The sequence below is a fragment of the Hahella sp. NBU794 genome, from assembly GCF_050749805.1.
In the GTDB taxonomy this organism is placed as follows: Bacteria; Pseudomonadota; Gammaproteobacteria; order Pseudomonadales; family Oleiphilaceae; genus Hahella.
Genome location: NZ_CP192738.1, coordinates 6,696,601 through 6,722,766 on the forward strand (window position 1 = coordinate 6,696,601; position 26,166 = coordinate 6,722,766).

Consider the following 26,166-nt stretch of genomic DNA (forward strand, 5'->3'; position numbering starts at 1 on the left):
AACCGCCTTTCCTGAAATGAAGCTGGATGCAGGATCACTATAGAGCTACAGTTATCATCAATAAAATATATGCTGCTTATACAGTTAATAACGATTACTTATGGATATTAAAAGCCTGCGTTACTTTTACGAGGTCGCCCGCCTCGGCAGTTTCACCCGCGCCGCCGAATCCCTCGGAGTCGCGCAACCGGCGGTCAGTATGGCGTTGCGCAAACTGGAGACGGAGCTGACGTTAACGCTGCTGCACCGTAACGATCGCCGCATTTCTCTCACGGACGAGGGTGCGATTCTGTATCGCCATGCGGAAAAGATACTGAGAGCCGCGGACGACGCCGCGCTGGAGATGAGTGAGTTGAAAGGCCTGACCCGCGGCGAGGTGCGCGTGGGAGTGCCCAGTATGTTGGGGTCTTTTTACTTCCCGCCTATTCTGATGGCTTTTCGCCATCGTTATCCCACCCTGAATCTGTCGGTCATCGAAGGCGGCACCTGGCGTTTGCAGCAAATGCTGGAGCAAGGAGAACTGGACCTGGGCGTCATCGTGGCGGAATTTGTGCCGGAGGAGTTGGAAGCTCGCTCTTTTCTAAGAGAGCAAATGCTGGTGACCGTGTCCCAGGAACACCCGTTCGCCAAACAGCAAAGCGTTACGCCGGAGCAGTTTTTCCAGGAGGAACTGGTGATGTTCAAGGAAGGCTACTTTCACCGCAAAGTGGTCGACAGACTCGCCAAAGCCGCAGGCGTCACCCCCAACATCGGTTTCGAAACTAACCTGCTGCCACTGATCAAATCCATCATCAAACAAGGCTTCGGCATCTCCACCCTGCTGGGAATGGTAGTGGAAGAAAACGAAAGCCTCGTCACCATCCCCTTCGATACCCCCATCTGGCTCGACCTCAGCATCGCCTGGCGCCGCAACGGCTACCTCTCCCGAGCAAACCAGGCCTTTGTGGAGTTTTTGCTGGAGCATAGTGGGCGTTGAGTAGAGATGGTCTATGCAGTCATTAACTTCCCAAAAGAGAAGCAAATCAATAATAAAGCCCCGCACACCTTCTGATTGGGTGTGGGGTCGGTACTGTTGTTACTCTTTACGTAGCTCAACCATGGACATGATACGTTTAGCGTCTTCAAGCATTCGCTGATATCTCTGTTCATTACGGCCTAATTCAGTCGTCGTCCGAAAGCTAAACGTAAGGTAATAATTATTGGTCAATGGATAGGCCCAATAATATGTAATATTGGCGCCAGCAATCCCCTCTCCATCAATGCTATAGTGTAACCACTCAACACCATTGATCCGTTCCTTAACGTAGATTTCTGGTAGCAGTACTAACACCAATCTCCTGACAGGGATGTAACCCTTAGCTCTTACCTCGTCAGGGTTATCAAAATCATATCGCTTCTGCCAGTTGCTTCCCGGCACTCCATCAATATTTTTTTCTGCTTCGTAGTAATTCCAATAGTCCTCTCTCAGATAAGACTCCAGACTTTCGAGATCACTTCCACCAAGAGGTGAATTGGGATTTATTCGGTTAACGTCGATATGCAAGCTCATCTTGCTCAGCAGCCCAGAATCTCCCTGTAAAAAAAGCCCTCTGTAAGCCCACCACTCGAACTCCATTTGAACGAAAGTATGGTTATATAGATTCTTGGGGTCATACGAATCAAATAGGTCTGCGTTTAAATTAAGCCTAGATGGAACTGGGGCGTCAGGCATACCAACATCAATAGTATTCCCCGGCAGCTTGTACCGTAATTGGTCGTCACCAATTACGCACTCCTTTACGTTCAGCTCTGAAAAGTTCGGCCCCTTCCCTGTCAGTGCAGGGGCTAACAAATTTTTTAGCATCCACTTAACCTGCTCTTTGATAACTCGAGCCGCCGCTCTATCGCGACCGCACAACTGTAATTATGGCGATCGTCTATGCAGTCATTAACTTTTCAGAAGAAGAGCAAATCAATAATAACTAGCCCCACACGCGTTCTGGTTGGGTGAGGGGCCGGAACCGTTATTACTCTTTACGTAGCTCCACCATGGACATGATACGGCCTGCATCTTCAACCATACGCTCTCGTCTTAATTCCTTGATATCACCATGTTCAAAGAGCATCCAGAAAGACACAGTAAGGTAAAAATTTTCACTTACTGGATACGCCCAATAATATGTGTAACGGTATCCCGCACGACCTTCTGGACCTATCTGATAAGACAGCCATGAAGCGTCATTAATATTTTCGATATCATAGCTTTCAGGCAGGGTTACTAGATAGTGATCTGGCACTTCCCCTTTCGTGAAGGCATCGTCTTTAAACTTTTGCCTAGCTTTCCAGTTTATTCCGCCCTCTGACTCATAGTAACGAGAAAAGTCATTTTCTAAGTAGCTTTTCAGACTTTCTAAATTTCCTGTCTTTATTGTCGTATGAGGTTCAGCACGATTAACGTCTATGTTTAACGCCAAACTACATAAACGTCCAAAATTTCCCTGAAGAATAAACCCACGGTACTCCCATGACTCGCATTGAACCTGAATATATGACCTATTGAACGCCTGCTTGTACGATGTTTGGTCAAAAAGTTCTGGCTGGAGATTTACCATTAAAGGAAAGTTCGGTCTTCTAACACCTTTCAGACCAAGATTTCCTGGCAACTTGTATCCAAGTACATAGTCGCCTATTCGGCACTCTTTTTCAGAAAGATGAGAATAATCAGGCCCCTTTCCTGTCAGTGCAGGGGCTAGCAAATTTTTTAGCATCCACTTAACCTGCTCTGTTCTTTAATAACCCGAGCCGCCGCTCTATCGCGACCGCACAACTGTAAGTGTCTAATACTGCATTCCTGACTTAAATACGGCAAGGTATGCGGACTGGTCTGCATTGGGCGGTCGCCGATACCAAACACATATAAACTAAATCTTAAACAGCGCTTAGTTGTAGACCATGACCAATCATTATTCCCCGCAAGATTTGGGACCAAATCAAATGGACTATCTCTATCCATATCAACAACTTTGATTCCCGCTTGCGCAAAAGCAGCTTTCGCCCGGTCCTTATTATTTCCGCCAGAGTGGACAGCTACTTGCTGCCCTTCCAGGCGTATTCCCATGTTGTTTATTTTTTCAACTGCGCGAGTAAAAATTATCCCTCCTTGGCTATGACAAACCCACTTGATTTTGCGGCCTTTTCTTTGACAATCCAATAACACCGCCACCAATTGGTTACAGACTTTAGATGAACCTATTTTATCTTCCATACACTCAAACAAGTCCAGAACCACTCCTTGCGATGGATTATGAAATAGAGTGTAGTCTTGAAAATGATCATCCCAGTAAGCCGTATCAAGATGCACTCCCATTAACCAAGTGGCCTTTTCCAAGTCATTAAGCATACCATTCACAGCAGCATGGTCAGTTTTGACCTCCACTACAGGAGTTGGACCTCCCCACGACCTTGGTAATGCCAGTACATCGGCACTATCCGAATGTTCATGATATCGAGTATTAGATACCCTTGGAATTTCGTACAACCCAGGCTTTTCCTGCCACCTAAAACGCCTGCTACCGACTACCTTTTCGTTGATCCCGATAGCGCTAATTATGATCTTGTCTGAGTTGACGCTGTAAACCAGATTAAGGTTGCCCGCCGCCGCAATACCGTCGGTTTTTGAGCGCATGAACATTGGCTTTAACGTAAAGCCACTGCTGGCCTGCCCATATCCACCGTCTGAAACAAGCTTTGATATGGCCCGGTAAACTTCCGTTTGTTGGTAGGTGTTAAGGTTTCTTAGAAAGATATTGGCTTCTTTAGTGATGAAGAGCCGTTTTCCCGTAGTATTTTGGCGAGGCCCCCAGCCATTGGTAGGATCTTCCAATGGGATTAGCTGGTGGTGTTCGGGGATGTTGCTTTCTTGCATGGCGCTTTCCTGAGCTGACTATAAAACGAACAATGGTAGCGATTTCCCCCAACTAAGCCATCATCCACTTGGCCGAGATCAATTGGCTGACAGGGTGTAACCTAGAATAGTTCGATGAAAATTCAACCATGCCTAGTGATGCCAGCGGACTAAAGTAGCTTTATCGAACTTTCCACAGTTCCATTTACATTCGGAAACTGGCATCGGGATACAACAAAAAAGTAGATAGCCGCACACAATTAGCTGCTTGGGCAGTTCCACCGAAATACCCCAACCAACCTCCATATCCCAATCCGTAAAATTTCTTTAACGCACGCACGCTCCGGGGTGCGGTGGACTATACTGAGAGTGAAGGCGTAGGCCCGCCGGGGAGTAGTAATACGGCGCAGATCTATGACAGTCCTTGTCGTCGTCACAATCAGCAACAGCACTTGCGTTCGGTTCAAAGATGGGCGTGTTTTCGCATATTCATCTCCCTGATTCCGAATCCCAGCCGGATTCTCTGCCCTCTTTTGTCGAAAATGAGCAAGGGGCGGGGTTGAAGAGGGTGTTGTTGCGCATTACCGCGCTTATTCTGGTCGTGGGAACTCTCCTTTTTTACTTTGAAAGTCACACTTCACGTTTTCAGGCGCGGTTGTTTTCGCGCTACGCCGGTCAACTGAACTACAGCCTTACTGCGGGGCCTGCGGAGGCGGTGCGCTATCCGGAGCAGGGACCGTTTGATAAGCGTTTGGGGTATGTCGCTCTGCCGGATTTTCTGCAGCAACTGAATCAACAAAGCTGGGAAGTTAAATCCCAAGCCAGTTTCTCTCCCGCCTTGATGGAGTACACCTCCCACGGCCTGTTCCCGCCCTATCGGGAGAAGTCACAGGCGGGACTGGATATTCTCGACTGTCGCGGGGACGTGATGTACCGCAACCGTTATCCACAGCGGATTTATGACGACTTTGAATCCGTGCCGCCGCTGGTGGCGAGCACGTTGCTGTTTATTGAGAACCGCAACCTGCTGGATACAGAGCACCCGCTGATTAATCCCGCGGTGGACTGGGGGCGCTTCAGCAAGGCCGCCGTCGTGCGCATCGGCAACACGTTAGGCGGAGATTTCGCCTCTATGGGCGGCAGTACCCTGGCCACGCAAATGGAAAAGTATCGCCATTCCGCTGAAGGACTGACTTCCTCACCCCGCGACAAGCTGCTGCAAATGCTGTCCGCCAGCGTGCGCGCTTATCAGGCCGGGCCGGAAACGCTGTCCGCCCGCAAGGATCTGGTGCTGTCCTACCTGAATACGGTCCCGCTGGCCGCCGCGCCCGGTCAGGGCGAAGTACACGGCGTCGGCGATGGTTTATGGGTCTGGTTTGGGGCGGACTTTATTGAGGCCAATCACCTCCTCAACATGAACGGCGCGGAAGGCGAGCTGCTGGAAAAGCAGGCGCAGACGCTGCGCCGCATATTGTCCCTGATGATCGCACATCGACGCCCTTCCTATTATCTGATGCAAGGCCGCGCCGACCTGGAGAATCTCACTGACAGCTATCTGCGCCTGATGGCCAATGGCGGCGAGATTGGCGCGCCGTTGCGGGACGCCGCCCTGGGGCAACGCACGCGCTATCGTGATTTTACGGAAGCCCGCGTGGTGACGCCGGTGGATGCGGACAAAGGCGTCAATGTGGCGCGCCTGCGTCTGGCGCGGATGTTCAATTTGTCCCTGTACGACCTGGATCGCACCGATCTGACTGCCTCCTCTACCCTGCAGGGCAGCCTGCAACGTCAGGTGTCCGCCTATTTGCGCGGCCTGAGCGACCCTGAATTCGCCAAAGCCACTGGACTGGTAGGGCCGCGTTTACTGTCCGAGGGGCAGGCGCGGGAGGTGTATTACAGCTTCACCCTGTTCGAGCGCTCCGCCACCGGTAACCGGGTGCGGGTGCAGACCGACAACACCGGACAGCCCTTCGACATCAACGAGGGCAGCAAGCTGGAGCTGGGCTCCACCGCCAAACTGCGGGTGCTGGCCAGCTATCTGGAATTAGTCGCCACGTTGCATCTGACTTACGCCGCCGAGGACGAAGAAGTCCTGCGTCGCACCGCCAAGACGTCACATGATCCCATCACCGCCTGGGCGTTGGAGTATCTAATCCAGGCGGAGGACAAATCCCTGCCGCCCATGCTGCAGGCGGCGCTGGACAGACGTTATTCCGCCAATCCAGAAGAGATATTCTTCACAGGCGGCGGGGTTCATACCTTCCGCAATTTCAGCAGTCAGGACAATCATCGCTTTCCCACTGTGCGAGAGTCCCTGCGCGAGTCCATCAACCTGCCCTTCGTGCGCTTGTTGCAGGATCTGGTGCGCCATGAGATCAACGCCAACCAGCAGGACAACCGGCAATTACTGGGAGACCCCAACGATCCCCGTCGCCATGAATATCTGGCGCGCTTCGCCGACCGCGAGGGGCTGATCTTCCTGCAACGTTTCTGGAGCGCCTATCAGGGTAAAAGCAGCGAGGAGCAACTGGATATATTTCTGGACCGTCTGCGCCTGAATCCGGTGCGGCTGGCGGCGGCGCATCGCTATATCTTCCCCTATTCGGATCTGCGCACCTTCGAGACTTTTCTGACGCAGCGACTGCCCCATGACAGAATCAGCGACGAACGCATGGAAGAATTGTTCGTACGCTATGCCCCCGGCGCTTTCAGCCTGCCGGATCAAGCCTATATCGCCGAAGCGCATCCGTTGGAGTTGTGGTTGCTAGCGTATTTACAGAAACATCCGCAGGCGGAGTTCGCTGAACTGTCCGCCGCCAGTCGCGAACGTCGCCAGGAAGTGTATGGCTGGCTGTTCCGCACCCGCGCCAAGAATGCGCAGGACTCCCGTATCCGAACCATGCTCGAAGTAGAGGCTTTCGCCAACCTGCATCAGCGCTGGCGTCGTCTGGGCTATCCTTTCGACCATCTTGTGCCCTCGCTGGCCTCCGCTCTGGGCAGTTCCGGCGACCGTCCCGCCGCCCTGGCGGAGTTGATGGGCATCATCCTCAACGATGGCCTGCGCCTGCCCACCTTCCGCCTGGATCAGTTGCATTTCGCTGCGGAGACGCCTTATGAAGTGAAATTGCGGCACTATCGCACCACTGCCGACCGGGTCATGGACCCGTATGTGGCGGCGGCATTGAGAGACGCGTTGTCAGACGTGGTTGAGGCTGGTACGGCGCGGCGCCTGCAAGGCGGTTTCGTACTGCCCGATGGACGCATGCTGGCGTTGGGCGGCAAGACCGGTACAGGCGACAACCGTATCTTCAATATCTCCGATAACGGGCGTCGCAGCGGCGGCACGGCGCTCAATCGCACCGCCACCTTTGTGTTCTATCTGGGAAGCAACCATTTCGGCGCGCTTACCGCCTATGTGCCGGGCAAAGCCTCCAGCGACTTCCATTTCACCTCCGCGCTGCCTGTGCAGGTATTACGCGGCATGGCGCCGATTCTGGAGCCCTACCTCACCCCCGGCGACGTGACCCTGTGCATTGACACCGTCAAGCCGCATCAGGAGCTGGCGCAGGCGGAAGTGGATATGCTTCCGCCGCTATAGCCTCCGGGTGATCGCTCAGCGATTGGCGCAGAAACCAAACTCCGTGCTTTCCCGTGGCCCCAACTCCCGGTTCCAGTGCACCCCGGAAGCGTTCAGCGCATTGCCTTGCTGGCTCCAGTTCGCGCTCCAGGCGGTGTAGACCTGTCCTTCGATGGGAACGGACACGGACCAGACCAGATCGCTATCGCTGGCGTTGAGGACGCGTACATCTGCGCAGTAGCCATCGCCCCAGTCATCAGTCTTACGCAAAGTGGTTTGCGCAGGGTTGTCCTGATCGCCGCCATCGCCGCCATCGTCCCCACCATTATCGTCACCGTCATCACCGCCGCCCTCTACCGGCGACCACCAGTTGCCGGAGATAAACAGCATGGACAGCAGATTGATGGAGTCGGAGTAATAGTCGGAGCGATTGCCGCTGATCAGATCCCAACCCTGATTGAGGAAGCTCTGATGCCCAGTGACTGAAGCCGCCGCCACCATTGGCGCGGTGAACGCCATGGCGGAATAGCCCACTAAAGGCTCGCCATTAAGCTTGTAGCCGGCCATGACGCCGCCGGGATCGCCACCCGTAGCGTTGACCGCCCATTGCATCAGTTTGCTCATGGCGGCGCTGGCGCGCGCGTCGCCGAAATGCGCTGCGTCAATGGCGATACGCAAAGGATAGCGACAGGCGTTCCAGGAGAAGTCGTCGTCCGTGTCCGCCTCCAGGAAATTCGGCGGCGCCGGCCGGGGATTGCTGTCGATAACAAAGTCCGACATCAATCCGGTGGCGCTGGCGTGGTTTTGGGTCATCTTGTCGATGACGCCATAGGCGGTGTCCGCCGCCTCGCCCCAGAATGCGTCGCCAGTGGCCTGCTGATAAGCGTGCATGTGATCCGTCATCCAGTCGGAGGAGCGGGTAGTCCACTGGTCGTCATCCCAATCCCCCAGCATGGTGCGCTTGGAAGAACGGTGCACGTCATCGCCTTTCAGACCGTTATTAATGATGCGCTTCGCCTGTTGCAGGTAATTGATGGCGCCATCGGAGCCCCACTGATAATGCGCCAGCAATAGCGCATAGGCGATGTCCATATCGCCGTCGGAGGCGGAATCGGAATCCTTACTTGTGTTTTCGCTGGCGTCGATGACCCATGACATCAAATGGTTGTTGAGCGTGGAGCGATGCTTGTCGTACATGTTGTACATACCGTCGAAGTACTGCTTCGCGTCGCTGTCATGTCCAGCCATGAGAGCAAACAGCATCATGCCGTAGCCATGAGCCTCCGAGGTGGTGATCTCATTACCGTCGCCGCCGGTTCCTTTCATGTTGACGTAATAGCCGCCGCCGGGCGTATTGCCGTTGGACGGTTTCACGTAAGCGCTTTTCCAATAATCGTAGAACTGGGCGACCTTGGCGTTCATTTGCGCCTGAGACACATGATCCGGTTTGATTTTGCCGGCGAACTCAAGCGCCTGAGGAAAAGGCCGCGACGCCTGCGCCTGCTGCGCCCGAGATTCCTGACAAACCACATCCGCCACAGCGATGGTTGTTTTCGCCGTCGAGTCCGCGCAACCGGCGAGCGCCGTCTGCGCGCTCAAGGCTAATCCAGAGAGAAGAATCACCCGCGCCGCCAAAGGCGCGATTCGAAATGTATCAGGCATCATGGTCCGCTTCCTTTACTCGTTTTTTCAGGTTGTCGCCCGAGTCTAGGATGGGAATCGTTCCCAAACGATCACCCGAATGGAGTAAATACCGGCGTATTCCGACAGGGGATTTGGAGTAGGCGCTCTTGCAATAAAGAGCGCCAAAATTGAACTGAACGCGACTTCTCCGCCCGGCTAACGCCGACGCAACTTGCGCCAGATAAACCGCAGAGGGAAGAACAGAAGGCTCAGCATCACCAGCCATGGCAGCAGATAGGCGAAGGCGGTGATAACTTCCGAGATGGCTTCCGACAGGTCTTCCGAGAATGAGGACAGCGAGCGACTGATAGGGTTCCAAAACGACTCATTGTGCTCCGCGTCGAAGGAGATGTTGAGGATATCCATGTTCACCCGCTGCAGCAGATAGGCGTTATCGCCCATGGCCTGCTCCAGCTCCGCCTGAGTTTGCGCCAGTTGCGAGGCGATTTTGATCAGTGAATCGATGTTGTCGGCGGAACGCTTCTCCAGTTCCAGCAGGCGGTCCCGGTAACTGGTCAGCATCTCCACCTGCTTTTCCGCATCAACGATGGACGCAGCCAGATCCTCCACATGGGTATTCACCTGCGTCACATCTCCCGCCTGCGCCAGTTGTTGCAGAATCGGCTTCACGCCGGCGGGTTTGATGCGCAAACGCAGACTGGCGCGAGCGTATTCCCGGTTCAGATCGGCGTCGAGCAGCGTGCAGTGGTTTTCCCGGTCCGCCGCGCAGGCGTCCATGATTTGCTGGTGCGTGGCGGCGATCTTGTCTTCCTGCAAGCGCGCGCGAACAGAGTGTTCATAAGCCAGGTAGGGGTTGGATTCACGCTGCGCGGACTCCGCCCGTAAAGACGCATCGCCTTGCATCCGCCCCGGGTAATCGGTGGGGCTACAGGCGGCCAGGGTCAGCATGAGTATCGCCCACATAAAGCGGCGCAAAATCGGTTTCTGCATGGAAATCATTTCCTTCTGGAACAGGGATGACGGACGAAAACAGAGGCCGGACAGGCGAATAGCGCTGATTGCGGCGCCTGCCTGAGCAGCAGGGAGGACGTGGCGTTTCACGATAACCGAATCCTCCCTGATGTTTGAATCTTAACGGCCGCGGTTATCTTAAGGACAATTGCTCAAGAAGTGTTAGTAAATCCAAAGACGGACGCTTAAAATTGCGCCCCCGATTTGTCCGTCACCCTGGCGGCCCGCCCCAATGAGGCGGGTGTTTTCACCGCCGCCGCATTCCTGTGCGCCGGGTTTGACGCATCGCAAGTTTTAAGCGGCAGTTTTAAATTTCTTAACCAAATGGTCGAGTTTTCTATTACACTCCCGCTAACAATAACAGTTAAACAGAAGGGTTTTCTTATGATACCAGTTCTCGATATTTCCCGGTTTGACTCAGACCGGCAGGCGTTTTTGGCCGATCTAGGGGCCGCATATAAAGAATGGGGCTTTGCGGGAATTACCGGACACGGCGTACCTAAAGAAACTATCTTCAACGCCCTGCGCGCCGCGGAGAAATTCTTCGCATTGCCGGAAGAGGTGAAGAAAAAATACTTCCTGGATAACTACGGCGCACGCGGTTATACCCCGTTCGGCACAGAAATCGCCAAAGACGCCGCCGTGGTGGACCTGAAAGAGTTCTGGCATGTGGGCCGGGAAGTGCAAGGCGAGCCGCCTTACGAGCAACTGATCCCCAACGTATGGCCGGAAGAACTGCCGGACTTCAAGTCCGCCATGCTGGAGATGTATCAGGCTCTGGATAACCTGTCCAACCGCATGTTGTCCGCCTTCGCATTATTCCTGGGTGAAGACGAAAACTTCTTCCGTGAGAAAATCAATTTCGGCAACAGTATTCTGCGTCCCCTGCACTATCCGCCGATCAATGATGATTCCCTGCCTAACGTGCGCGCCGCCGCTCACGAAGACATCAACCTGATCACTCTGCTGGTCGGTTCCGAGCAGGAAGGCCTGGAAGTGTTGAGCAAGAAGGGCGAGTGGACGCCGATCTCCATGATCGAAGGCACTATCATCTGTAACGTCGGCGACATGCTGCAACGCATGACCAACCACGTACTGCCTTCCACCACTCACCGCGTGGTGAATCCCAAAGGCGAGGCGTCCAAACACAGCCGTTACTCGATTCCGTTCTTCGTGCATCCCAATCCGGACGTGTGGCTGACCGCTCTGCCGCAGTGCGTCACCGAAGAGAATCCGGTGCGCGACGAACCTATTCTGTCTCACGACTATCTGGTTGAGCGTCTGCGCCAGATCGGTCTGCTGAAGAAGTAACTCTCAGCCAGCCACTGCGTAACGCAGTTCTGAGGGGTTGATGGCGTAATCATTGGCGCTCATATCGCGCCGCGCCATCAGTCCCTCTGCATTGAACTCCCAGTGCTCATTACCATGGGTGCGCATCCATCTCCCCGCCTCTGCGTCATACCACTCATACTCAAAGCGCACGGAAATGCGATTGTCCTGATAGCACCATAACTCCTTCATCAGTTTGTAACGGGTTTCCCGCTCCCATTTACGGGTCAAGAACTCACGTATGCGCTCACGTCCCTGGAAAAATTCAGCGCGATTACGCCACTCCGAATCTTCCGTATATCCCAATGCAACCACCTCTGGATTACAGCTATTCCAGGCGTCTTCCGCCATTTTCACCTTGGCGCGGGCGGACGCTTCGGTAAAAGGAGGAACTGGAATCTGCTTGCCGTCTCTTTCAATAAACATGAATTGCCTCTCTGTTTTCATCAAAAAGTAGACTATATTGTCTACTTACGCAGGAGAGAGTAGACAAACCAGTCTACCTTTGCAATCAGAAAGTAGACAAATTCGTCTACTTATTTGTTAAGTGATTGATTATGAAAGTTTCAGCACGAGAAAAAATTATCGAAAGCGCCTATCGCCTATTTTATAAGCAAGGGCTTCGCGCCACTCAGGTGGATCAGGTGATTCAGGAATCCGAGGTGGCCAAACGCACCTTCTACAAGCATTTCCCCAGCAAGCAGGATGTGGTGATGGATGCATTGCAGGAGCGTCACCAACGCTGGATGCAATGGTTCACCGACAGAGTGGAAGCGCTCAACGCTCCAGGTAAAGAGCGGGTGCTGGGCATCTTCGACGCCTTACGGGAATGGTTCGACGACCCTGAGTTTCGCGGCTGCGCGTTTTTAAATGTGACGGCGGAGATCTATGACGCTCAGGAGCCGGAACGGGAGCTGGCGCGGCGACATAAGCAGGATATGGATGAGAAAGTCGCCCAGTGGCTGAAAGAGGCAGGCGTGGAGGATGAGAGTCTGGCGCGGCAGATTGGGGTGCTGATCGACGGCGCTATCATTCGCGCCCAGTGCTTTGGCGACGCGGATTACGCCCAGACGGCGCGGGCTTTATGCGCGGCGATATTACGCGTCTGAGTCGAAAAGCCGGATCGCGTCAGTTGGCCACCGGACCGTTATTCTTGCGCTCCTTGAAGCTGGCCGCGACGGCTTGCAGCACCTCGCTTTTACTGTCGTAGCGGGACGCCAGCGTCCAACCCAGCACCTGATAAAAGTGCGCGTCGCCCATCACTGTGGTGATCAGGTAGGTCACTTTGACGCCTCCGGTCGAGCCGGTCAGCGCCACCTGGCGCGCAGGCAGGCCATTGATTTCTACCGGGCTCCACTCTCCCAGCGTGCGGGGATTTTCCAGGGATTCCTGCATCAGGGACACAATGAGTTCGGAATAGTCCGTCAATGTATAGCCGTCTTCAAAATCAACGCGGGACTCTTCCAGAATCAGCGCATAGGCGTCATCGAACAAGTTGCCGACTCCCAGAGACGCCTCTTCATTCAGGTCATCCATTTTCTTCCAGCGTCCGGGCACGCTGAGGGACAGACGCCCGTCAGCGCTGCGCAGCACCTTGTCCAATGCCTCCGACGCGGCGGAGACGCGCCGGTCTCCGCTGCTGGTGTGGCTTCCGCCCCGACATATAGTCGGGCGGTATTGATCCGGCATGGAGCCTTCCATACAGGACCATTCAATCTGACCGTTCCTTTCCGCCGGAATCCAGTCAATGGTGTTATTTTCACGCAGGCTCTTGATGTCGTATGTCACGACCATGCGGGCGTTTTGTTGCAGCTGAATACTGGCGACTTTATCGCGCAGCTCCTCAGGCAACCCCGCATCCAGGTTCTGGTTGGGATAGAAGCCCGTACGCTGGATAAAAGCGCTGACTTTGTCCTGGTTTTCCTTAACAAACGGCATAGAGGTCTGGACTTGAGAGCGCGCTATGTAGTCTTGATAAGCGGGGATCGCTACCGCCGCCAAGATGCCGATAAAGGCCACCATTACAAATAACCCGACAACCGCCGCGACAATCATAGCCGCGCCGCCGCCGCGAACCTGACCGTATTTTTCCTGCCATCTGTCTTCCGACGACGCAAAAAAGACGATCGCCTCAATCAACGACACTATGCTGGGAATCCAGGTAAACCAGAACAACATATAGAAAATGCCCCACCATTGCCCCAGATAGAAGCGGTGCACGCCCAGTCCGCCCAGGAAAAACGCCAGCAGCCCCGCCGTCACTTTGCTCTTGGAGCTGGTGGGGGATTGTTTGGCGTGACAATGAGGGCACTCGCTCAAAGTGGCGGAGATATGCGCTCCGCACTGACGACAATAAACGATTTGATCTTTCACTACCGGCGCAACAGGCGCACGGTAGGCGTTCGCCACCGCATCATTGGCCGTCGCCCTTATCGGCTCAGCGGACTTGGCGGCGGCAGGCTTGGGCGCAGGCGCTGCGCGCATGGGCGGTTCTTTCTGCACTGGCGCGGCGGCGCTCTTGACCAGTTCACACACGCCGCCGGCCTGCTCTATCGCGGTTTTATATTTTCTGGCGGTGGCGCCATCAACGCCTTTCTTGATCACATGACGGCTCTTCACCATCATTTTTTCCACCTTGTCCACATCCGTCCTGAACAAGGCGGCCAGTTTGTTTATTACATCATCTGGGTTCATGCCCTGCTGGCACTGCCCCAATAAAACAACATCGAATTTTAATTCAGACACGACTATTCCTGTCAGCCTTACAGCCGCTAAGTGATTGATACTACGCTATTATACGACCATCCTGAGTTCGTTCTACGACGTGGTGGTCAAAACTGAGATGGGAGAAGCGTCCGCTTCTTCGTTAAGAAAAAGCGGCGCATAGTACTAGGATGTAAGGATAGTTTAAAAGCCCGAAGGGTCAAAAACCCATGGCGGAGGATGTGCTGCGACGGGGGTCGGCGGCGCCGAAAAACACGCCATTCTCATCAATGAGAATGCTCTGGCTGGCGCCCATCGCCGCCTTCTGATTCACTGCATGCCCCATTCCTTCCAGCAGCTTCACGGTATCGGGGCTGAGACCTTCTTCCACCCGGATCTCATCTGGCGACCACTGGTGGTGAATACGGGGCGCGTTCACCGCCGCCTGAATATTCAGGTGATGGTCGATGACATTCATGATCACCTGCAAGGTCGTGGTGATGATGCGAGAGCCGCCGGGACTGCCGGTAATCAGGAAGTTCTTGCCTTTGTTTTTCACGATGGTCGGCGACATGGAGCTGAGCATGCGCTTATTGCCTTCGATCTTGTTGGCCTCGCCGCCCAGCAAACCATAGGCGTTGGGCACGCCCGGTTTGGCGCTGAAGTCATCCATTTCGTTGTTCAACAGGAAGCCAGCGCCATCGACCACAATATGCGATCCGTAGCTGAAGTTGATGGTGTAGGTGGTGGACACCGCATTGCCCTTGTTGTCGGCGACGGAGAAGTGGGTGGTCTCATTGCTTTCATAAGGCAGGGGGTTGTCCGGCGCCAGCGTAGAGCTGGGCGTGGCGCGGTTCATGGGGATGTCTTTACGCTGCTTCGCCGCGTAGTCTTTGGACATCAGCCCTTTCTGCGGCACTTCCACAAAGTCGGGATCGCCCAGGTACTTGGAGCGATCTGCATAGGCGCGCTTCATGGCTTCCGCCATCAGATGAATCGTTTGTGCAGAGTTATGCCCGAGGTAGCCGATGGGATAGCCTTCCAGAATGTTCAGAATCTGAATCACATGGATGCCGCCGGAGCTGGGCGGGCTCATGGAATAAATATCAAAGCCCCGGTAGGTCCCGTGAACGGGCTCGCGCATAACCGGCTGATAACTCTTCAGGTCTTCCAGCGTAATCAGTCCGCCGCCGCGCTTCATTTCCTCCACGATCAGCTTGGCGGTTTCGCCCTCATAAAAGCCTTTAACGCCTTTCTCGGAAATGCGTTTCAGGGTCGCCGCCAAGTCTTTCTGGATAAAGCGGTCGCCGGGTTCGTAGAAAGAGCCGTCCGCTTTGAAAAACACTTTGCGGGAAGAGTCCCATTTGCCCAGTCTTTCGGCGCTGTCTTTCACCCCATGACTGAAGCGGGGCGTGACGATAAAGCCTTCCTCCGCCAGCCGGATCGCCGGGGCCAAAGCTTCCTGCAGAGAGATCGTGCCGTATTTCTCCAGGGCCAGCGCCAATCCCGCCACTGTGCCGGGCACGCCCGCCGCTTTGTGTGAGAAGCGACTCAGATTGCTGTCCGCGTCGCCGTCCTTGTTCAGATACATATCCCGGGAGGCGGCCGCCGGCGCTTTTTCCCGGTAATCGATAGCAATCACTTCGTTGCGGCTTTCCGAGGAGATCAGCATGAAGCCGCCGCCGCCAATATTGCCGGAACGGGGTTGCGTCACCGCCAGCGCGAAAGCGGCGGTCACTGCTGCGTCGATGGCGTTGCCGCCGTTTTTCAACACCCTCAATGCTTCTTCCGTCGCCAGTGTATGGCTGGTGGCCACCATGCCGTGATGCGCTTCCGTGGGAACGCTACGGTCTCCCTCCAGAATGAATTCAGCGTTGGTGGGCGCCGCGACCGCCAGAGTCAGGGTGAGTAGGAAAGGTTTCGAGAGGATAGTTACGAGAGACTTGAAGCCAAAAAGGCGAGCGTCAGTTATTTTTTTTGTTTCGCTTAGCATAACAACATTCCTTATTGGTGAATGGACAATGCCGTTCTTGTACGCCAATAACATGCCAGTAATAACAAGCGCCTACAAGCATCGTTTGCGAAATTCACTGGGCGTCTCGCCGGTCCAGCCGACGAAGGCCCGACGGAAATTGGAAGCGTCGCTGAAGCCCAGTAACTGCGCGATTTCATCCACGGTCAGACGACTGTCCCGCAAGTGCTGCAGCGCCAGTTCTTTTTTCACTTCCGCCAGCAGCGCTTTGTAGGTTGCGCCCTGCTCCGCCAACTTACGGTGCAGGGTGCTCACGCTCATGTGCAATCGCGAGGCGAGTTCAGTCTGGCTGGGGAATTCTCCTGCGCCGGCGTACAGCATTTCCTTCACCCGTCGCGGCAGCTGTTCATCCCGGTCATCATGCTGGATGGACTCACAGCGTTTGGTGAACAGGCTCGCCGCCAGGGGGTCCGCCGAGGGCAGCGGCTGCCGCGCCACGCTGAAGGGAATAAGGATGCCGGTAAAGGTCTGCTGAAACCGCACCGGCGCCTGAAACATCTCTCTATACAAGGCCACGTGAGGCGGCTCCGCATAACCAAGATGGATTTCCACGCCCTGCATGCGCCCGCTCAGGAGAAATTCCGTGGAAGTGTAGATGCTGCTGATCAGAAATTCGGTGGTCACCCAGGGCCGCTCCGGCAGCGTGAAACTGGACTCGCAGGCCAGCTCGTAATAGCCGTCGCAAGTCCGCAATTCAAAATACGCCTTGGGCGCCTGCACGCTGTAGAACTTCACCAACAGTTGCAGCGCCTGTTCATAGCTGGCGCTGGCCATGGCGGCGTATCCCAGCGCGCCATGAGTGTTGATATTCAGACGTCGCCCCACCAGCAGACCAATGCCGGTCTCCTGCACCCGCTCCGCCGCCAGGCGGGTCACCCGCTCCAGGCGCCGTTGGTCGATCAGGGTGTCCGCATTGAGTTCGTCTTCCTGTAACTGGCAATCCTGCAAAAATTCCGCGCGATCAACGCCTCGCTCCACTAACAAGTCGATCAACGCTGCAACGTAATGACCTCTCATGACAGCTTTATCCGCTCAGGTTTATTGTTGTTGGCGGCGTCCGGCGCCGAGTCTGTCGTTGTGACAAAGAATGACCCGCTATTCGATGGGCCGCAACCTGTTTGCGAGCCGCGCCTAGTTATAGATTGTAATCAGATCACTTGGGTCAACGGGAGACGCCGTCATGACAATGGAACACAGCACCACAGAACGCCACTCCGCAGCGGGAGAAGGCGACAGCCGCACGCCGCCGGAGATCAACGTCGAGCCGCGCAATCTGAGCTTCGACGTGGACGCCGAACTCAGCACGCTCTGGCATGGCGGCGACGCATTTAAAACCGCATTCTTCAATGCGCTCTCCCTGCAATTTCCCGAGGGCGAGCATCTGTTCATCAAGGCCGTGCGCGACTACCGCAAAAATGTGAAAGATCCCCAACTGCAGCAGCACATTCGGGGATTTATCGGTCAGGAAGGCATGCATAGCCGGGAACACGCCCGCTACAACGACGCTCTGGCGCAACGCGGCTATAACCTGGACAAAATGAACGCCCGCTTTCACAAACACATGGAGTTTGTCGGCGGATTCAAACGCAGTCGTCGTCTGGCGGGGACCTGCGCCGCCGAACACTACACCGCCGTATTGGCTCACGGCGTATTGAAGAATCCAGACTGGATGGCGGGCGCAAGCCCAACCATGCAGGCGTTATGGCGCTGGCATGCGGTGGAGGAAATCGAGCATAAATCCGTGGCCTTCGATGTGTATCAAAGCCAGGTCGGCCTCTATCGGATGCGCTTCGTGGCGTTCTGGATCGTCACCTTCCAGTTCTTCCGCTTCACCTTTCTCAACACCTGCTCCATGCTGAAAACGGAGGGTAAATTCTGGGATCTGAAAACCTGGCTGCACGGACTGAATTTCCTGTGGGGCAAGCCCGGCGTGCTGCGTCAGTCATTGCCTCAGTTTCTGCGCTATTTACGTCGCGACTTCCATCCCTGGGAAGTGGACGACCGGGAGGAAGTGGCGCGCTGGCTCAACAATAATGAGCGCCCGACAGAGGCGGCTTGAGATCGCTGTAAGGCTGGCTCTATTTAAACTTCTACTTGCAGTGATATTGTTAGCGCACTAACATACTGCGCCATGAAATTAGATGACAGCCTGGGTTTTCTGCTCAACAAAACCGCCGGAGAGATGAAATTCGCTCTGGAGACGGCATTGCGTCCCTATGATCTGACGCCGGGACAATGGTCAGTGCTGGCGCGGTTGCGACAAAACGACGGCCAGAAAATCAGCGAGCTGGGAAAATCGCTGTTTTTCGACCGCCCCACCATGTCGGGCATCATCCGTCGGCTGGACGCCAAAGGGCTGATCCTGAAAGTCCCGGACGCTAGCGATCAACGCGCTTATCGGATACACATCAGCGCCAAGGGCGTTGAGTTGATGAATGAGTTGCCGATTCTGGCCCAGGATATCAATGCGCGGGCGTTAAACGCCTTCACGCCTGAAGAAGCTTCCCAATTCAAAGACTACTTGCGACGCGTTTTGAAAAACATGTCGTAGGGCGTTTTTTTAAGCATATAGTTAGCGCACTAACAAAAAAAGGAGTCTGTTTGTGAGAACTTTACTAAAAACCGTTCATCTACTGTCGATCGCCGTGTTCTTTGGCAGCATCGCCGCCTATATCTTCTTCGGGGCCATCCTGCCGGAAAATGACTTACGCGCCCTGACGCTGAACCGGGAATGGGTCGCCGCCGGAACCGGCTGGCTGACGCTGCCGGCGATGTGGCTCGCCGGCCTCAGCGGCATTCTGTTGTCTGGAAAGCCCAAAGCGACCTGGTTGTGGATAAAAGTCGCCGGGTTTGTTCTGATCGCCCTGAATGCCCAGTTGATGGTGTATCCGGCCATTCTGCTATCCCTGGAGACGGTCAACGACGCCAATCAGGTCTTCGATCACGCCATGCTGCGGGAAGCGGTGTTCGGCGCGTTTAACGTGCTGCTGATACTGGCCCTTGTGGTGGTGGCGATTAAGAAACCGTTCCGCCGCAGCCGACCCGCCGTCTGATCACAGGGATTCGATCCGCTCCAGATAATCCTCCGCCTGCGCCAGGATCTCACGTCGCTGCTCTTGCGAGAAACGCTCCCAGGTCCGGTAGATCATGGTGAGCCGAGGGTTATGCTGAAGCCGTTCCCGATGCCGCTCAATAAAGCGCCAGTACAAGCTATTGAAGGGGCAGGCGTTGGCGCCGGTCTTGGCTTTGACGTCGTAACGGCACCCTTTGCAGTAATCGCTCATGCGCTGAATATATGCGCCGCCGCTGACGTAAGGTTTGGTGGCGATCAGACCACCGTCGGCGAACTGGCTCATGCCACGGGTGTTGGGAGCTTCCACCCATTCGATGGCGTCTACGTAAACGCCCAGATACCATTCATCCACCTGATCCGGATCGATCCCGGTCAACAGGCAGAAATTGCCCGTCACCATCAGACGTTGAATATGGTGGGCGTAGGCGTATTGCAGCGACTGCCCGACCACCTTGCTGACGCAACGCATATGGGTGTCGCCGTCCCAGAAGTAACCGGGAAGGCGTCTTCCTGCGTCAAGCGCGTTGCTTTGCATGTATTCCGGCATATTCGCCCAGTAAACGCCACGCACGTATTCACGCCAACCGAGAATCTGCCGCACAAAGCCCTCGATCTGAGGCAGGCTAATGTCTCCATTAGCCTGCTCATAACGTTCCAGCGCCGCGCGGATCACCTGCATGGGATGCAACATTTTGGTATTCAAGGCGAATGACAGCCGGGAGTGATACAAACTCCACTGCGCCTCCACCGCGTCGGTCATGGCGTCCTGATAGCGCCCGAACTGAGGCAGACACCGTTCGCAAAAGTGTTGCAGCAATTGCTGCGCCTGACGCCGCGTCACCGGCCACAGCAAACGCTCATGGGCGACGCCAAAAGTCTTCGCCCCATGTCGCCGCAGACGTTCGAGAATGGCGCTGACATCATTATCGAAACACAGGGGATCGGGGATATCCGCCAACTGCTCCGCTTTGATTTTATTGCGATTTTCGCTGTCGAAATTCCACTTGCCGCCCAAGGGCGCGCCGTTCTGCATCAGAATGTCAAAGCGCTTGCGCATGCGCCGATAAAAATTCTCCATGGTGAGATGCTCGCCGCGCACAAAATGATCCGAGATCTCCGCAAAAGGCAGTAGAAAGTGCTCCGTGTCCGCCCGTGCAATTTCAATCCGTTCCCCTAATTGCAGTCGTTCCATCTGCTGCAACAGACGGTGTTCGTCCGGGCGCTGATACTCAAAGCGGCGCACTTGATAACGTTCGCACAGATGCTTCAATAGCGCCGGCAAATCGGCGAACTCCTGAGTGTCATCCAGGGTCAGATGCAGCACTTCATGGCCCGCCTTCCGCAGGGCATCGGCGAATGCCTGCATAGAGGCGAAGAAGGCGCAGACTTTCTGCACATGATGCACGACATAATCGACTTCCTGAGGCAGCTCCGCGATCACGTAAAGGACGCCCGGATCTGTTTCCCGAAACCAACTGTGGGCGGCGTTGAGCTGATCGCCGAGCAACAACCTCAGCGTATGAACATGGGCGGGCATGATGCACTCTACCTGGCTTGACCGATGAAGCCCCCTCGCCTGCGTGTTGCGAACGGGTTGTCATGATTACGCCCTGGCGCTTGCTTCGGATCTCTGCTGACCTAGAATCACAAAACCTATTTACGAAAAGATCACGCCAGTATATGAAATGTCCCAAATGCGGGTTTGAACAGAGGGATAGCAACGTCGACTGCGAAAGCTGCGGCATTGTATTCGCAAAATATTTGAAATATCACCCGCCGCAACAGGCCCATGACAGCCCACATCCCGCGCAGGAACCCGAGCAGGAAACAGAAGAAGCGGAAGAGAAAGTTTCCTGGCGGGACATTTTGCTATATCCCGGCGACGCCTCTCCTGATCCCATTTCCGTCGGCGGACGCGCGCTGCTGTTGGCGGCGCTGGCCGCTCTGGGGACTGTGGTTGATGACCTCCTCCATCGCGTCCAACGCGGCGGGCGAGTCCTTTCTTCACCTGATTAATCTGCCTTTTCACGAAGCCGGGCATGTGATTTTTCGCCCCTTGGGACAGTTCATCGCCTCTCTGGGAGGCAGTCTGGGCCAGCTGATCATGCCCGCCATCTGTTTTGGCGTTCTGCTGTTCAAACATCACAACACCTTTGGGGCCGCCGTGTGCGCCTGGTGGTTCGGAGAAAACTTTCTCGATCTGGCGCCCTACATCAACGACGCGCGCGCGGGACAACTACCATTGCTGGGCGGCAACTTCGGCCACTCCTCCCCATACGGCTTCCATGACTGGGAGTACCTGCTCACGGAAACCGGACTGCTGCGCTTCGACCATGGCATCGCCCAAGGCGCCCATTTACTGGGTTCGTTGATCATGATTGCCGCAGTCATCTGGGGCGGCGTGGTGCTGTACAGCCAGTTTCTTCTGATGCGCGAACAGGAATAACGCCGCGGCTACGCCAATTCATAAAGGACGTCGGGACAACGTTCTTCATTGCCGGAGCCGTCAGTAAAGCGCACTGGGACAAACCCGTGGCGTTCATAGAAGCGGCGTGCGTCCTGGTTTTGCTGAAAACAATGCAACCTGACCGGCTTCGACGCCAGTGACAACGCATGGGTCAACAGCTGCGAGCCAATGCCGCGTCCGACAAAGTCAGGGGCGAGATAAAACTGAGTCAGCCAGGTCAGGCGGTCGCCTTTGTCCAGCGAGAGAAATCCGGCGATGCGCTCATCCGCCACGGCGAGCGTCACGGACTCGCGGGGAAGCAACAGATATCGCACCCAACCACGGACTTCCCGTTCCGAGTGGGCCATAGGAGCATAAGCCAGAAACTTCTTTCGCGACGCCAGCATAATATCAGTCACGGTATCGGCGTCAGCCGCCGTGGCCGGTCGCAAAACTACATTCATCGTTTACTACCTCTCAAACAAGCATAGCCGATCGGATGGCCGCTGCTCGCCGTCCGGTCTTCTCACATCGACGCAGGCCGACGGGAGACGCCGATTTTGGCCAAATACGGCGGACTCACCTAAGCTTTAAAACGCACCCGTAAATCAAAACACCACGACGGAAATCCGATGATACGGCGTTTTCACTGGATACGGTTCCCACTGCAATCAGGATCAGCGCGCCGCGCGATCGCCGTGCTGACGCTGTCCCTCCTGCTGCTCCCGTCTTCGTCCGTCATGGCGGCGCAACGACCGACGACCACATTGGCCACACTCAACTGGGAGCCTTACGTCGGCCAGGAGATGCGTAATTTTGGATTCGTCTACGAACTGGTGACGGAAGCGTTCAAACGCGGCGGCTACACGCCCAACGTCAAATTCCTGCCCTGGGCGCGGGCGCTGGACATGACCCAGCGAGGGGAAATGGATGCGCTGTTCCCGGAATATTACTCCTCTTCACGCCTGGAGGATTTCGTTTACTCCGATCCCTTTCTCGGCGGTCCGGTAGGCTTTTATGTACGCAACGACAGCGACATCCAGTTCAGCGTAGACCCCAGAAGAAATCAGCTTGAGGCGCTACAGGCGCTGTCTCAGTATAAATTCGGCGTGGTGCGCGGCTATATCAACACCGACACCTTTGACAGCGCGTCCTTCCTGTACAAGGAAGACGTCGTCGACGACCTCACCAACTTGCAGCGTCTCTTCTATAACCGGGTGCAACTCATCTTCATCGACAAATTCGTCGCCCGCTACCTGCTGGAAAAAAACTACCCGCAATACCTGCGCGACCTCCGTTTTCTGGAGCCGCCCCTGGAGGTCAAATTCCTGTACGTGGTGTTTTCCAAAAAGGCGCCCGACTATGAAGACCAGCTGGCGGCTTTCAACGCCGGCTTGAAAGCCGTGAAAAAAGACGGAACCCTGCAGGATATTTATACCCGTCACGGCTTCCGGGAGGTCTTGGAATACGAAGGAGAGCTGGAAAGCCGTCGACTGATTCCCGCTCATTGAGAAGGGGCAGCCGGGGTCTCCTGTGAAGATGGACGCACGCCATGCCTATAAGCCTTATACAGCAAATACCATGAGAACAGCGCGGGTCCTCCGCCCGCGACCCAGAAGGCTACCAGCACGTCAAAGTCACCCGCCATGAGCCGACCAACCAGGGAGTGTTGATAAGACCGCCCGCCTGTGTCGCCAAGCATATAAATAAAAACATCATTTCCAGCAATCAAACCCAGCCATATCCATATCGGAACACTTCTCAGAACATAACTTGGGCGCCGTATCCATAACCATACTAATGACAGTAACCCGAGACCGGTCGCTGCGAAAAAGATCATAATGCCAAAATCCACCCCCTGTTCATTCCGTATCGAATGCCAGAACACTAATGAAAACCCAAAGATATACATCATCGTCGTAGGGAGAATACACAGTAAGCCCAGCAACACCTTTAAACCTTTTAGCGCTACGTTTTTCATCAGCCATCCTTTTCTACATCGGCAGGTTTGCCCTTTAATACGGGGTTTTCTCTCGCGCATTCCGTCCGCATCAACCAGTCCCTAAACGCCCGGATTTTATTTTCCTCACTACGCGCCGGGTGATGCAATAAATAGTAGTTTTCCGCTTGCGGCAAGTTCCGTTCACTCAACGCCAGCAGCGCGCCGGAGCGTAGTTCCTGCGCCACCAGCACTTCCGGCAGCAAGGCGACGCCCAGTCCATGCATCGCTGCCTCGATCACCATGTAGTAATGTTCAAAGCGGGCGCGCCAGGTCGGCGTAGTGAAATCAAAGCCCTGCGCCTCGAACCAGTGAGCCCACACATGAGGCCGGGTGGAATGCAACAACAGGCGACCCGGGTCAGCTTCGCCCCGTCCCAAGGCCTCCAGTTCCTCACGCAGCGATGGCGCCGCCACCGGCAGCAGTCGCTCCTGGAACAGTTTATGTCTCCGCACGCCGGACCAGTCGCCCTGACCGATATACAGCGCCACATCCAAACCATGTTCATTCAGGTCCAATTCGGTGAACGCCTTGGAGAAATCGGAAGGCGTCGTCTTCACTTCGACCGAGATATTGGGATAACGCCGCTGAAAATCCTGCAACTTGGGAATCAACCATCGGGAACCCAACGTCGGCAACGCGCCGATCGTCAGCAGACCGCCCTCGCCCCGATGTTGCAGCAATTCATCTGTGCCCAGTGACAGGCGATCCAACGCCTGTGTGACATGAAACAGATAGGCGCGTCCGGCGGCGGTAAGTTGCAGGCGGCGCTTGTGCTGACTGAACAACGGCGTTTGCAGACGTTCCTCCAGCCCGGCGATAGCGCGGCTCACGGCTCCGGGCGTCACACAGAGTTCTTCTGCGGCCTTGGTGAAACTGAGGTGACGGGCGGCGCATTCAAACGTACGCACCGCGTTTAAGGGAGGCAGCATCCGCATAGTGAGAAAATCTCAACCAAATTGAGTTAATATCGCTTTTTAATCGTTAATTTCACAGTGATAATTGCACACAGCTCAATTATCACTTATTTCAGGAGGTATGTATGCGGCCGTTTCATCTGGCCTTTCCCGTGACGAATCTGGACGCCGCCCGCGCCTTTTATGTGGATCGTTTCGGCTGCGCTATCGGTCGTACCGCGGAGCGCTGGATCGACTTTGACTTCTTCGGCCACCAGATTACCGCCCATCTCGTGGAAAGCCCTCAGGAAGACGCCGGCCGCAACGCCGTTGACGGCGACAGCATCCGCGTGCCGCATTTCGGCGTTATTCTGGATAAAAGCGAATGGGAAACAGTGCGCGATCGCATTACCGAACGCTGCGACACCTTCCTGCTGGCGCCGAAAATCCGTTTCGTCGGCGAACCCGGTGAGCAAGGCACCTTCTTTGTCAGCGATCCGTCCGGCAACGTGCTGGAGTTTAAATACTTCAACAGCGACGCAGATATTTTCAGAACCTGATCCCGCTTCCAAACAACGGTAGAGATCTTCATGAACATCGTATTTCACAGCGCCGCATTCGACCTGCTGGCGTGGCGGCGAGTCGCTCAAACCATCAGCCCGGAATTCCAGCTGCTGGCGCCGGAAGACGTCGCTATCGAAGAGATCGATGTTCTGCTTATCTGGCGCCCCACTCTGACGGACTGGACCCAGGCGTGCAACCTGAAACTGGTCATCGGTCTGGGCGCAGGCATAGACGGACTGCTTCAACAATTACGCCTGCCCGCGGGGGTACCGGTAGAGCGTATGCGGGACGCTGGCATGCGTCAGGCGATGTCGGAATACGCCACCTACGCCGTCCTGCATTTCCAACGCAACTTCGACCAGTTTCGGCAAGCGCAACAGGACAAAGTCTGGCTGACTAACAGCCCTTACCGCGCTAATCGGGAGACCCGCGTCGGCGTACTGGGACTGGGCAGTCTGGGAGGCGCAGTCGCCCAACACCTGAGTCAGTTGGGATATCCAACGTCAGGCTGGTCGCGCAGCGGCAAGCTACTGTCCGGCGTCGCCACTTTCGCCGGTGAGACGGCGCTGGATGAATTTCTCGGGCAATGCGACATTCTCATCAACATGCTGCCTCATAATTCAGCGACGGAGAGCTTCCTGAACCGGGACCGTCTCTCCCGCCTGCCGCAAGGGGCCGCCGTGGTTTGCGTATCCCGCGGTGCGGTGACGGACGAAAACGCGCTTCTGGAGCACCTGGACAACGGCCATTTACGCGGCGCCATGATGGATGTATTCCAACAGGAACCCCTGTCCGACACCCATCCGTTATGGAGCCACCCGAAAGTGTGGGTGACGCCCCATCAAAGCGCGCCCACCCAAATCGAACCGGCGTTGCGGGAAGTCGTGGATATTCTGAGAGAGCGGGCGCTCAACTAAGTCCACCTCGTCGATTTTTTGTCCCTTCAACCCTGATTTAATTCGCACTTTTCACCGTTATAACACCGCATCTTGCACACGCTTTAAAACCA

The 26,166-nt window shown here is 55.3% G+C and carries 25 protein-coding genes; 12 read left to right on the top strand and 13 right to left on the bottom strand.

The features are described 5' to 3' along the window. The first annotated feature begins 100 nt into the window (after positions 1-100). The gene (locus ACQYWX_RS29535; protein WP_279501101.1) at positions 101-976 is read left to right on the top strand and encodes a LysR family transcriptional regulator; all 876 of its coding nucleotides are present in this window, start codon (positions 101-103) and stop codon (positions 974-976) included. A 99-nt stretch (positions 977-1,075) separates the two neighbouring features. Here the strand turns inward: ACQYWX_RS29535 and ACQYWX_RS29540 are convergent, their stop codons facing one another. The 3 genes from ACQYWX_RS29540 to ACQYWX_RS29550 all read right to left on the bottom strand — a co-directional run bounded on the left by ACQYWX_RS29540 (position 1,076) and on the right by ACQYWX_RS29550 (position 3,904). Continuing rightward, positions 1,076-1,843: a hypothetical protein gene (locus tag ACQYWX_RS29540; protein WP_431687293.1), complete on the bottom strand. Its 768-nt coding sequence runs from the start codon at positions 1,841-1,843 to the stop codon at positions 1,076-1,078. Positions 1,844-2,006: 163 nt separating this feature from the next. Then, positions 2,007-2,747 (bottom strand): hypothetical protein, encoded by a 741-nt coding sequence (locus ACQYWX_RS29545; protein WP_431687294.1) that lies wholly within the window; start codon positions 2,745-2,747, stop codon positions 2,007-2,009. After that, positions 2,741-3,904 carry a hypothetical protein gene (locus ACQYWX_RS29550; protein WP_431687295.1) on the bottom strand — a complete coding sequence of 388 codons (1,164 nt, stop codon included), beginning with the start codon at positions 3,902-3,904 and terminating at the stop codon, positions 2,741-2,743. Before ACQYWX_RS29550 ends, ACQYWX_RS29545 begins: the two co-directional genes overlap by 7 nt. A gap of 448 nt (positions 3,905-4,352) precedes the next feature. Here ACQYWX_RS29550 and ACQYWX_RS29555 point away from each other — a divergent pair, with 448 nt between their 5' ends. Further along, the gene (locus ACQYWX_RS29555; RefSeq protein WP_431687296.1) at positions 4,353-7,481 is read left to right on the top strand and encodes a transglycosylase domain-containing protein; all 3,129 of its coding nucleotides are present in this window, start codon (positions 4,353-4,355) and stop codon (positions 7,479-7,481) included. Positions 7,482-7,496: 15 nt separating this feature from the next. On the opposite strand, the gene ACQYWX_RS29560 is transcribed toward ACQYWX_RS29555, so the two are convergent. Both ACQYWX_RS29560 and ACQYWX_RS29565 read right to left on the bottom strand, forming a co-directional pair. After that, positions 7,497-9,125 (bottom strand): glycosyl hydrolase family 8, encoded by a 1,629-nt coding sequence (locus tag ACQYWX_RS29560; protein WP_431687297.1) that lies wholly within the window; start codon positions 9,123-9,125, stop codon positions 7,497-7,499. Positions 9,126-9,299: 174 nt separating this feature from the next. Then, positions 9,300-10,205, bottom strand: a complete 906-nt coding sequence (locus tag ACQYWX_RS29565) for a DUF4349 domain-containing protein (protein WP_431687298.1) — start codon at positions 10,203-10,205, stop codon at positions 9,300-9,302. A 294-nt stretch (positions 10,206-10,499) separates the two neighbouring features. On the opposite strand from ACQYWX_RS29565, the gene ACQYWX_RS29570 reads away from it, so the two are divergent. Then, positions 10,500-11,426, top strand: a complete 927-nt coding sequence (locus ACQYWX_RS29570; RefSeq protein WP_216735968.1) for an isopenicillin N synthase family dioxygenase — start codon at positions 10,500-10,502, stop codon at positions 11,424-11,426. 3 nt (positions 11,427-11,429) lie between these two features. Here ACQYWX_RS29570 and ACQYWX_RS29575 read toward each other — a convergent pair whose 3' ends face one another. Continuing rightward, positions 11,430-11,870, bottom strand: a complete 441-nt coding sequence (locus tag ACQYWX_RS29575; protein WP_279501017.1) for a nuclear transport factor 2 family protein — start codon at positions 11,868-11,870, stop codon at positions 11,430-11,432. Positions 11,871-12,001: 131 nt separating this feature from the next. On the opposite strand from ACQYWX_RS29575, the gene ACQYWX_RS29580 reads away from it, so the two are divergent. Then, entirely contained in the window at positions 12,002-12,553 is a 552-nt protein-coding gene (locus ACQYWX_RS29580; protein ID WP_431687299.1) for a TetR/AcrR family transcriptional regulator, read from the top strand. Between the two features lie 19 nt (positions 12,554-12,572). Here ACQYWX_RS29580 and ACQYWX_RS29585 read toward each other — a convergent pair whose 3' ends face one another. The 3 genes from ACQYWX_RS29585 to ACQYWX_RS29595 form a co-directional block, all read right to left on the bottom strand. Continuing rightward, on the bottom strand, positions 12,573-14,189 hold the full coding sequence (locus tag ACQYWX_RS29585; RefSeq protein ID WP_431687300.1) for an NINE protein: 1,617 nt from the start codon (positions 14,187-14,189) through the stop codon (positions 12,573-12,575). 178 nt (positions 14,190-14,367) lie between these two features. Then, positions 14,368-16,140 carry a gamma-glutamyltransferase gene (ggt, locus tag ACQYWX_RS29590; RefSeq protein WP_431687301.1) on the bottom strand — a complete coding sequence of 591 codons (1,773 nt, stop codon included), beginning with the start codon at positions 16,138-16,140 and terminating at the stop codon, positions 14,368-14,370. A gap of 72 nt (positions 16,141-16,212) precedes the next feature. Then, on the bottom strand, positions 16,213-17,196 hold the full coding sequence (locus ACQYWX_RS29595) for an AraC family transcriptional regulator (protein ID WP_431687302.1): 984 nt from the start codon (positions 17,194-17,196) through the stop codon (positions 16,213-16,215). Positions 17,197-17,359: 163 nt separating this feature from the next. Between ACQYWX_RS29595 and ACQYWX_RS29600 the strand changes: the two genes are divergently transcribed. The 3 genes from ACQYWX_RS29600 to ACQYWX_RS29610 all read left to right on the top strand — a co-directional run bounded on the left by ACQYWX_RS29600 (position 17,360) and on the right by ACQYWX_RS29610 (position 19,232). Next, complete coding sequence (locus ACQYWX_RS29600; RefSeq protein ID WP_431687303.1) at positions 17,360-18,238, top strand: metal-dependent hydrolase; 879 nt, start codon at positions 17,360-17,362, stop codon at positions 18,236-18,238. Positions 18,239-18,310: 72 nt separating this feature from the next. After that, positions 18,311-18,730: a MarR family winged helix-turn-helix transcriptional regulator gene (locus ACQYWX_RS29605; protein WP_431687304.1), complete on the top strand. Its 420-nt coding sequence runs from the start codon at positions 18,311-18,313 to the stop codon at positions 18,728-18,730. Between the two features lie 52 nt (positions 18,731-18,782). Further along, a complete protein-coding gene (locus ACQYWX_RS29610) occupies positions 18,783-19,232 on the top strand; it encodes a hypothetical protein (protein ID WP_216735960.1) in 450 nt (149 codons plus the stop codon). Here the strand turns inward: ACQYWX_RS29610 and ACQYWX_RS29615 are convergent, their stop codons facing one another. Further along, positions 19,233-20,789, bottom strand: coding sequence for a cryptochrome/photolyase family protein (locus tag ACQYWX_RS29615; protein WP_431687305.1), 1,557 nt, complete (start codon positions 20,787-20,789; stop codon positions 19,233-19,235). A 143-nt stretch (positions 20,790-20,932) separates the two neighbouring features. Between ACQYWX_RS29615 and ACQYWX_RS29620 the strand changes: the two genes are divergently transcribed. Beyond that, positions 20,933-21,268, top strand: a complete 336-nt coding sequence (locus tag ACQYWX_RS29620; protein ID WP_431687306.1) for a hypothetical protein — start codon at positions 20,933-20,935, stop codon at positions 21,266-21,268. Further along, positions 21,213-21,698, top strand: a complete 486-nt coding sequence (locus tag ACQYWX_RS29625) for a hypothetical protein (RefSeq protein ID WP_431687307.1) — start codon at positions 21,213-21,215, stop codon at positions 21,696-21,698. Before ACQYWX_RS29620 ends, ACQYWX_RS29625 begins: the two co-directional genes overlap by 56 nt. An 8-nt stretch (positions 21,699-21,706) precedes the next feature. Here the strand turns inward: ACQYWX_RS29625 and ACQYWX_RS29630 are convergent, their stop codons facing one another. Then, positions 21,707-22,162, bottom strand: coding sequence for an N-acetyltransferase family protein (locus tag ACQYWX_RS29630; RefSeq protein ID WP_431687308.1), 456 nt, complete (start codon positions 22,160-22,162; stop codon positions 21,707-21,709). A 168-nt stretch (positions 22,163-22,330) separates the two neighbouring features. Between ACQYWX_RS29630 and ACQYWX_RS29635 the strand changes: the two genes are divergently transcribed. After that, positions 22,331-23,209 (top strand): substrate-binding periplasmic protein, encoded by an 879-nt coding sequence (locus ACQYWX_RS29635; protein ID WP_431687309.1) that lies wholly within the window; start codon positions 22,331-22,333, stop codon positions 23,207-23,209. Here ACQYWX_RS29635 and ACQYWX_RS29640 read toward each other — a convergent pair. Beyond that, the gene (locus tag ACQYWX_RS29640; RefSeq protein WP_431687310.1) at positions 23,203-23,679 is read right to left on the bottom strand and encodes a hypothetical protein; all 477 of its coding nucleotides are present in this window, start codon (positions 23,677-23,679) and stop codon (positions 23,203-23,205) included. The two genes, ACQYWX_RS29635 and ACQYWX_RS29640, sit on opposite strands and share 7 nt — an antisense overlap. Continuing rightward, positions 23,679-24,629 carry a LysR substrate-binding domain-containing protein gene (locus ACQYWX_RS29645; protein ID WP_216735954.1) on the bottom strand — a complete coding sequence of 317 codons (951 nt, stop codon included), beginning with the start codon at positions 24,627-24,629 and terminating at the stop codon, positions 23,679-23,681. The genes ACQYWX_RS29640 and ACQYWX_RS29645 overlap by 1 nt, the downstream gene beginning before the upstream one ends. A gap of 110 nt (positions 24,630-24,739) precedes the next feature. Between ACQYWX_RS29645 and ACQYWX_RS29650 the strand changes: the two genes are divergently transcribed. Both ACQYWX_RS29650 and ACQYWX_RS29655 read left to right on the top strand, forming a co-directional pair. Next, a complete protein-coding gene (locus tag ACQYWX_RS29650) occupies positions 24,740-25,153 on the top strand; it encodes a VOC family protein (protein WP_216735953.1) in 414 nt (137 codons plus the stop codon). Positions 25,154-25,183: 30 nt separating this feature from the next. After that, positions 25,184-26,074 (top strand): NAD(P)-dependent oxidoreductase, encoded by an 891-nt coding sequence (locus ACQYWX_RS29655; RefSeq protein WP_216735952.1) that lies wholly within the window; start codon positions 25,184-25,186, stop codon positions 26,072-26,074. Positions 26,075-26,166: the final 92 nt, after the last annotated feature.

What these genes read in the sequence shown, in the direction of transcription:
- ACQYWX_RS29535 (WP_279501101.1), top strand. Translation starts at nt 101, where the DNA reads ATGGATATTAAAAGCCTGCGTTACTTTTACGAGGTCGCCCGCCTCGGC.
- ACQYWX_RS29540 (WP_431687293.1), bottom strand. Translation starts at nt 1,843, where the DNA reads ATGCTAAAAAATTTGTTAGCCCCTGCACTGACAGGGAAGGGGCCGAAC.
- ACQYWX_RS29545 (WP_431687294.1), bottom strand. Translation starts at nt 2,747, where the DNA reads ATGCTAAAAAATTTGCTAGCCCCTGCACTGACAGGAAAGGGGCCTGAT.
- ACQYWX_RS29550 (WP_431687295.1), bottom strand. Translation starts at nt 3,904, where the DNA reads ATGCAAGAAAGCAACATCCCCGAACACCACCAGCTAATCCCATTGGAA.
- ACQYWX_RS29555 (WP_431687296.1), top strand. Translation starts at nt 4,353, where the DNA reads ATGGGCGTGTTTTCGCATATTCATCTCCCTGATTCCGAATCCCAGCCG.
- ACQYWX_RS29560 (WP_431687297.1), bottom strand. Translation starts at nt 9,125, where the DNA reads ATGATGCCTGATACATTTCGAATCGCGCCTTTGGCGGCGCGGGTGATT.
- ACQYWX_RS29570 (WP_216735968.1), top strand. Translation starts at nt 10,500, where the DNA reads ATGATACCAGTTCTCGATATTTCCCGGTTTGACTCAGACCGGCAGGCG.
- ACQYWX_RS29575 (WP_279501017.1), bottom strand. Translation starts at nt 11,870, where the DNA reads ATGTTTATTGAAAGAGACGGCAAGCAGATTCCAGTTCCTCCTTTTACC.
- ACQYWX_RS29580 (WP_431687299.1), top strand. Translation starts at nt 12,002, where the DNA reads ATGAAAGTTTCAGCACGAGAAAAAATTATCGAAAGCGCCTATCGCCTA.
- ggt (WP_431687301.1), bottom strand. Translation starts at nt 16,140, where the DNA reads ATGCTAAGCGAAACAAAAAAAATAACTGACGCTCGCCTTTTTGGCTTC.
- ACQYWX_RS29595 (WP_431687302.1), bottom strand. Translation starts at nt 17,196, where the DNA reads ATGAGAGGTCATTACGTTGCAGCGTTGATCGACTTGTTAGTGGAGCGA.
- ACQYWX_RS29600 (WP_431687303.1), top strand. Translation starts at nt 17,360, where the DNA reads ATGACAATGGAACACAGCACCACAGAACGCCACTCCGCAGCGGGAGAA.
- ACQYWX_RS29605 (WP_431687304.1), top strand. Translation starts at nt 18,311, where the DNA reads ATGAAATTAGATGACAGCCTGGGTTTTCTGCTCAACAAAACCGCCGGA.
- ACQYWX_RS29615 (WP_431687305.1), bottom strand. Translation starts at nt 20,789, where the DNA reads ATGCCCGCCCATGTTCATACGCTGAGGTTGTTGCTCGGCGATCAGCTC.
- ACQYWX_RS29620 (WP_431687306.1), top strand. Translation starts at nt 20,933, where the DNA reads ATGAAATGTCCCAAATGCGGGTTTGAACAGAGGGATAGCAACGTCGAC.
- ACQYWX_RS29625 (WP_431687307.1), top strand. Translation starts at nt 21,213, where the DNA reads ATGACCTCCTCCATCGCGTCCAACGCGGCGGGCGAGTCCTTTCTTCAC.
- ACQYWX_RS29630 (WP_431687308.1), bottom strand. Translation starts at nt 22,162, where the DNA reads ATGAATGTAGTTTTGCGACCGGCCACGGCGGCTGACGCCGATACCGTG.
- ACQYWX_RS29635 (WP_431687309.1), top strand. Translation starts at nt 22,331, where the DNA reads ATGATACGGCGTTTTCACTGGATACGGTTCCCACTGCAATCAGGATCA.
- ACQYWX_RS29640 (WP_431687310.1), bottom strand. Translation starts at nt 23,679, where the DNA reads ATGAAAAACGTAGCGCTAAAAGGTTTAAAGGTGTTGCTGGGCTTACTG.
- ACQYWX_RS29645 (WP_216735954.1), bottom strand. Translation starts at nt 24,629, where the DNA reads ATGCTGCCTCCCTTAAACGCGGTGCGTACGTTTGAATGCGCCGCCCGT.
- ACQYWX_RS29650 (WP_216735953.1), top strand. Translation starts at nt 24,740, where the DNA reads ATGCGGCCGTTTCATCTGGCCTTTCCCGTGACGAATCTGGACGCCGCC.
- ACQYWX_RS29655 (WP_216735952.1), top strand. Translation starts at nt 25,184, where the DNA reads ATGAACATCGTATTTCACAGCGCCGCATTCGACCTGCTGGCGTGGCGG.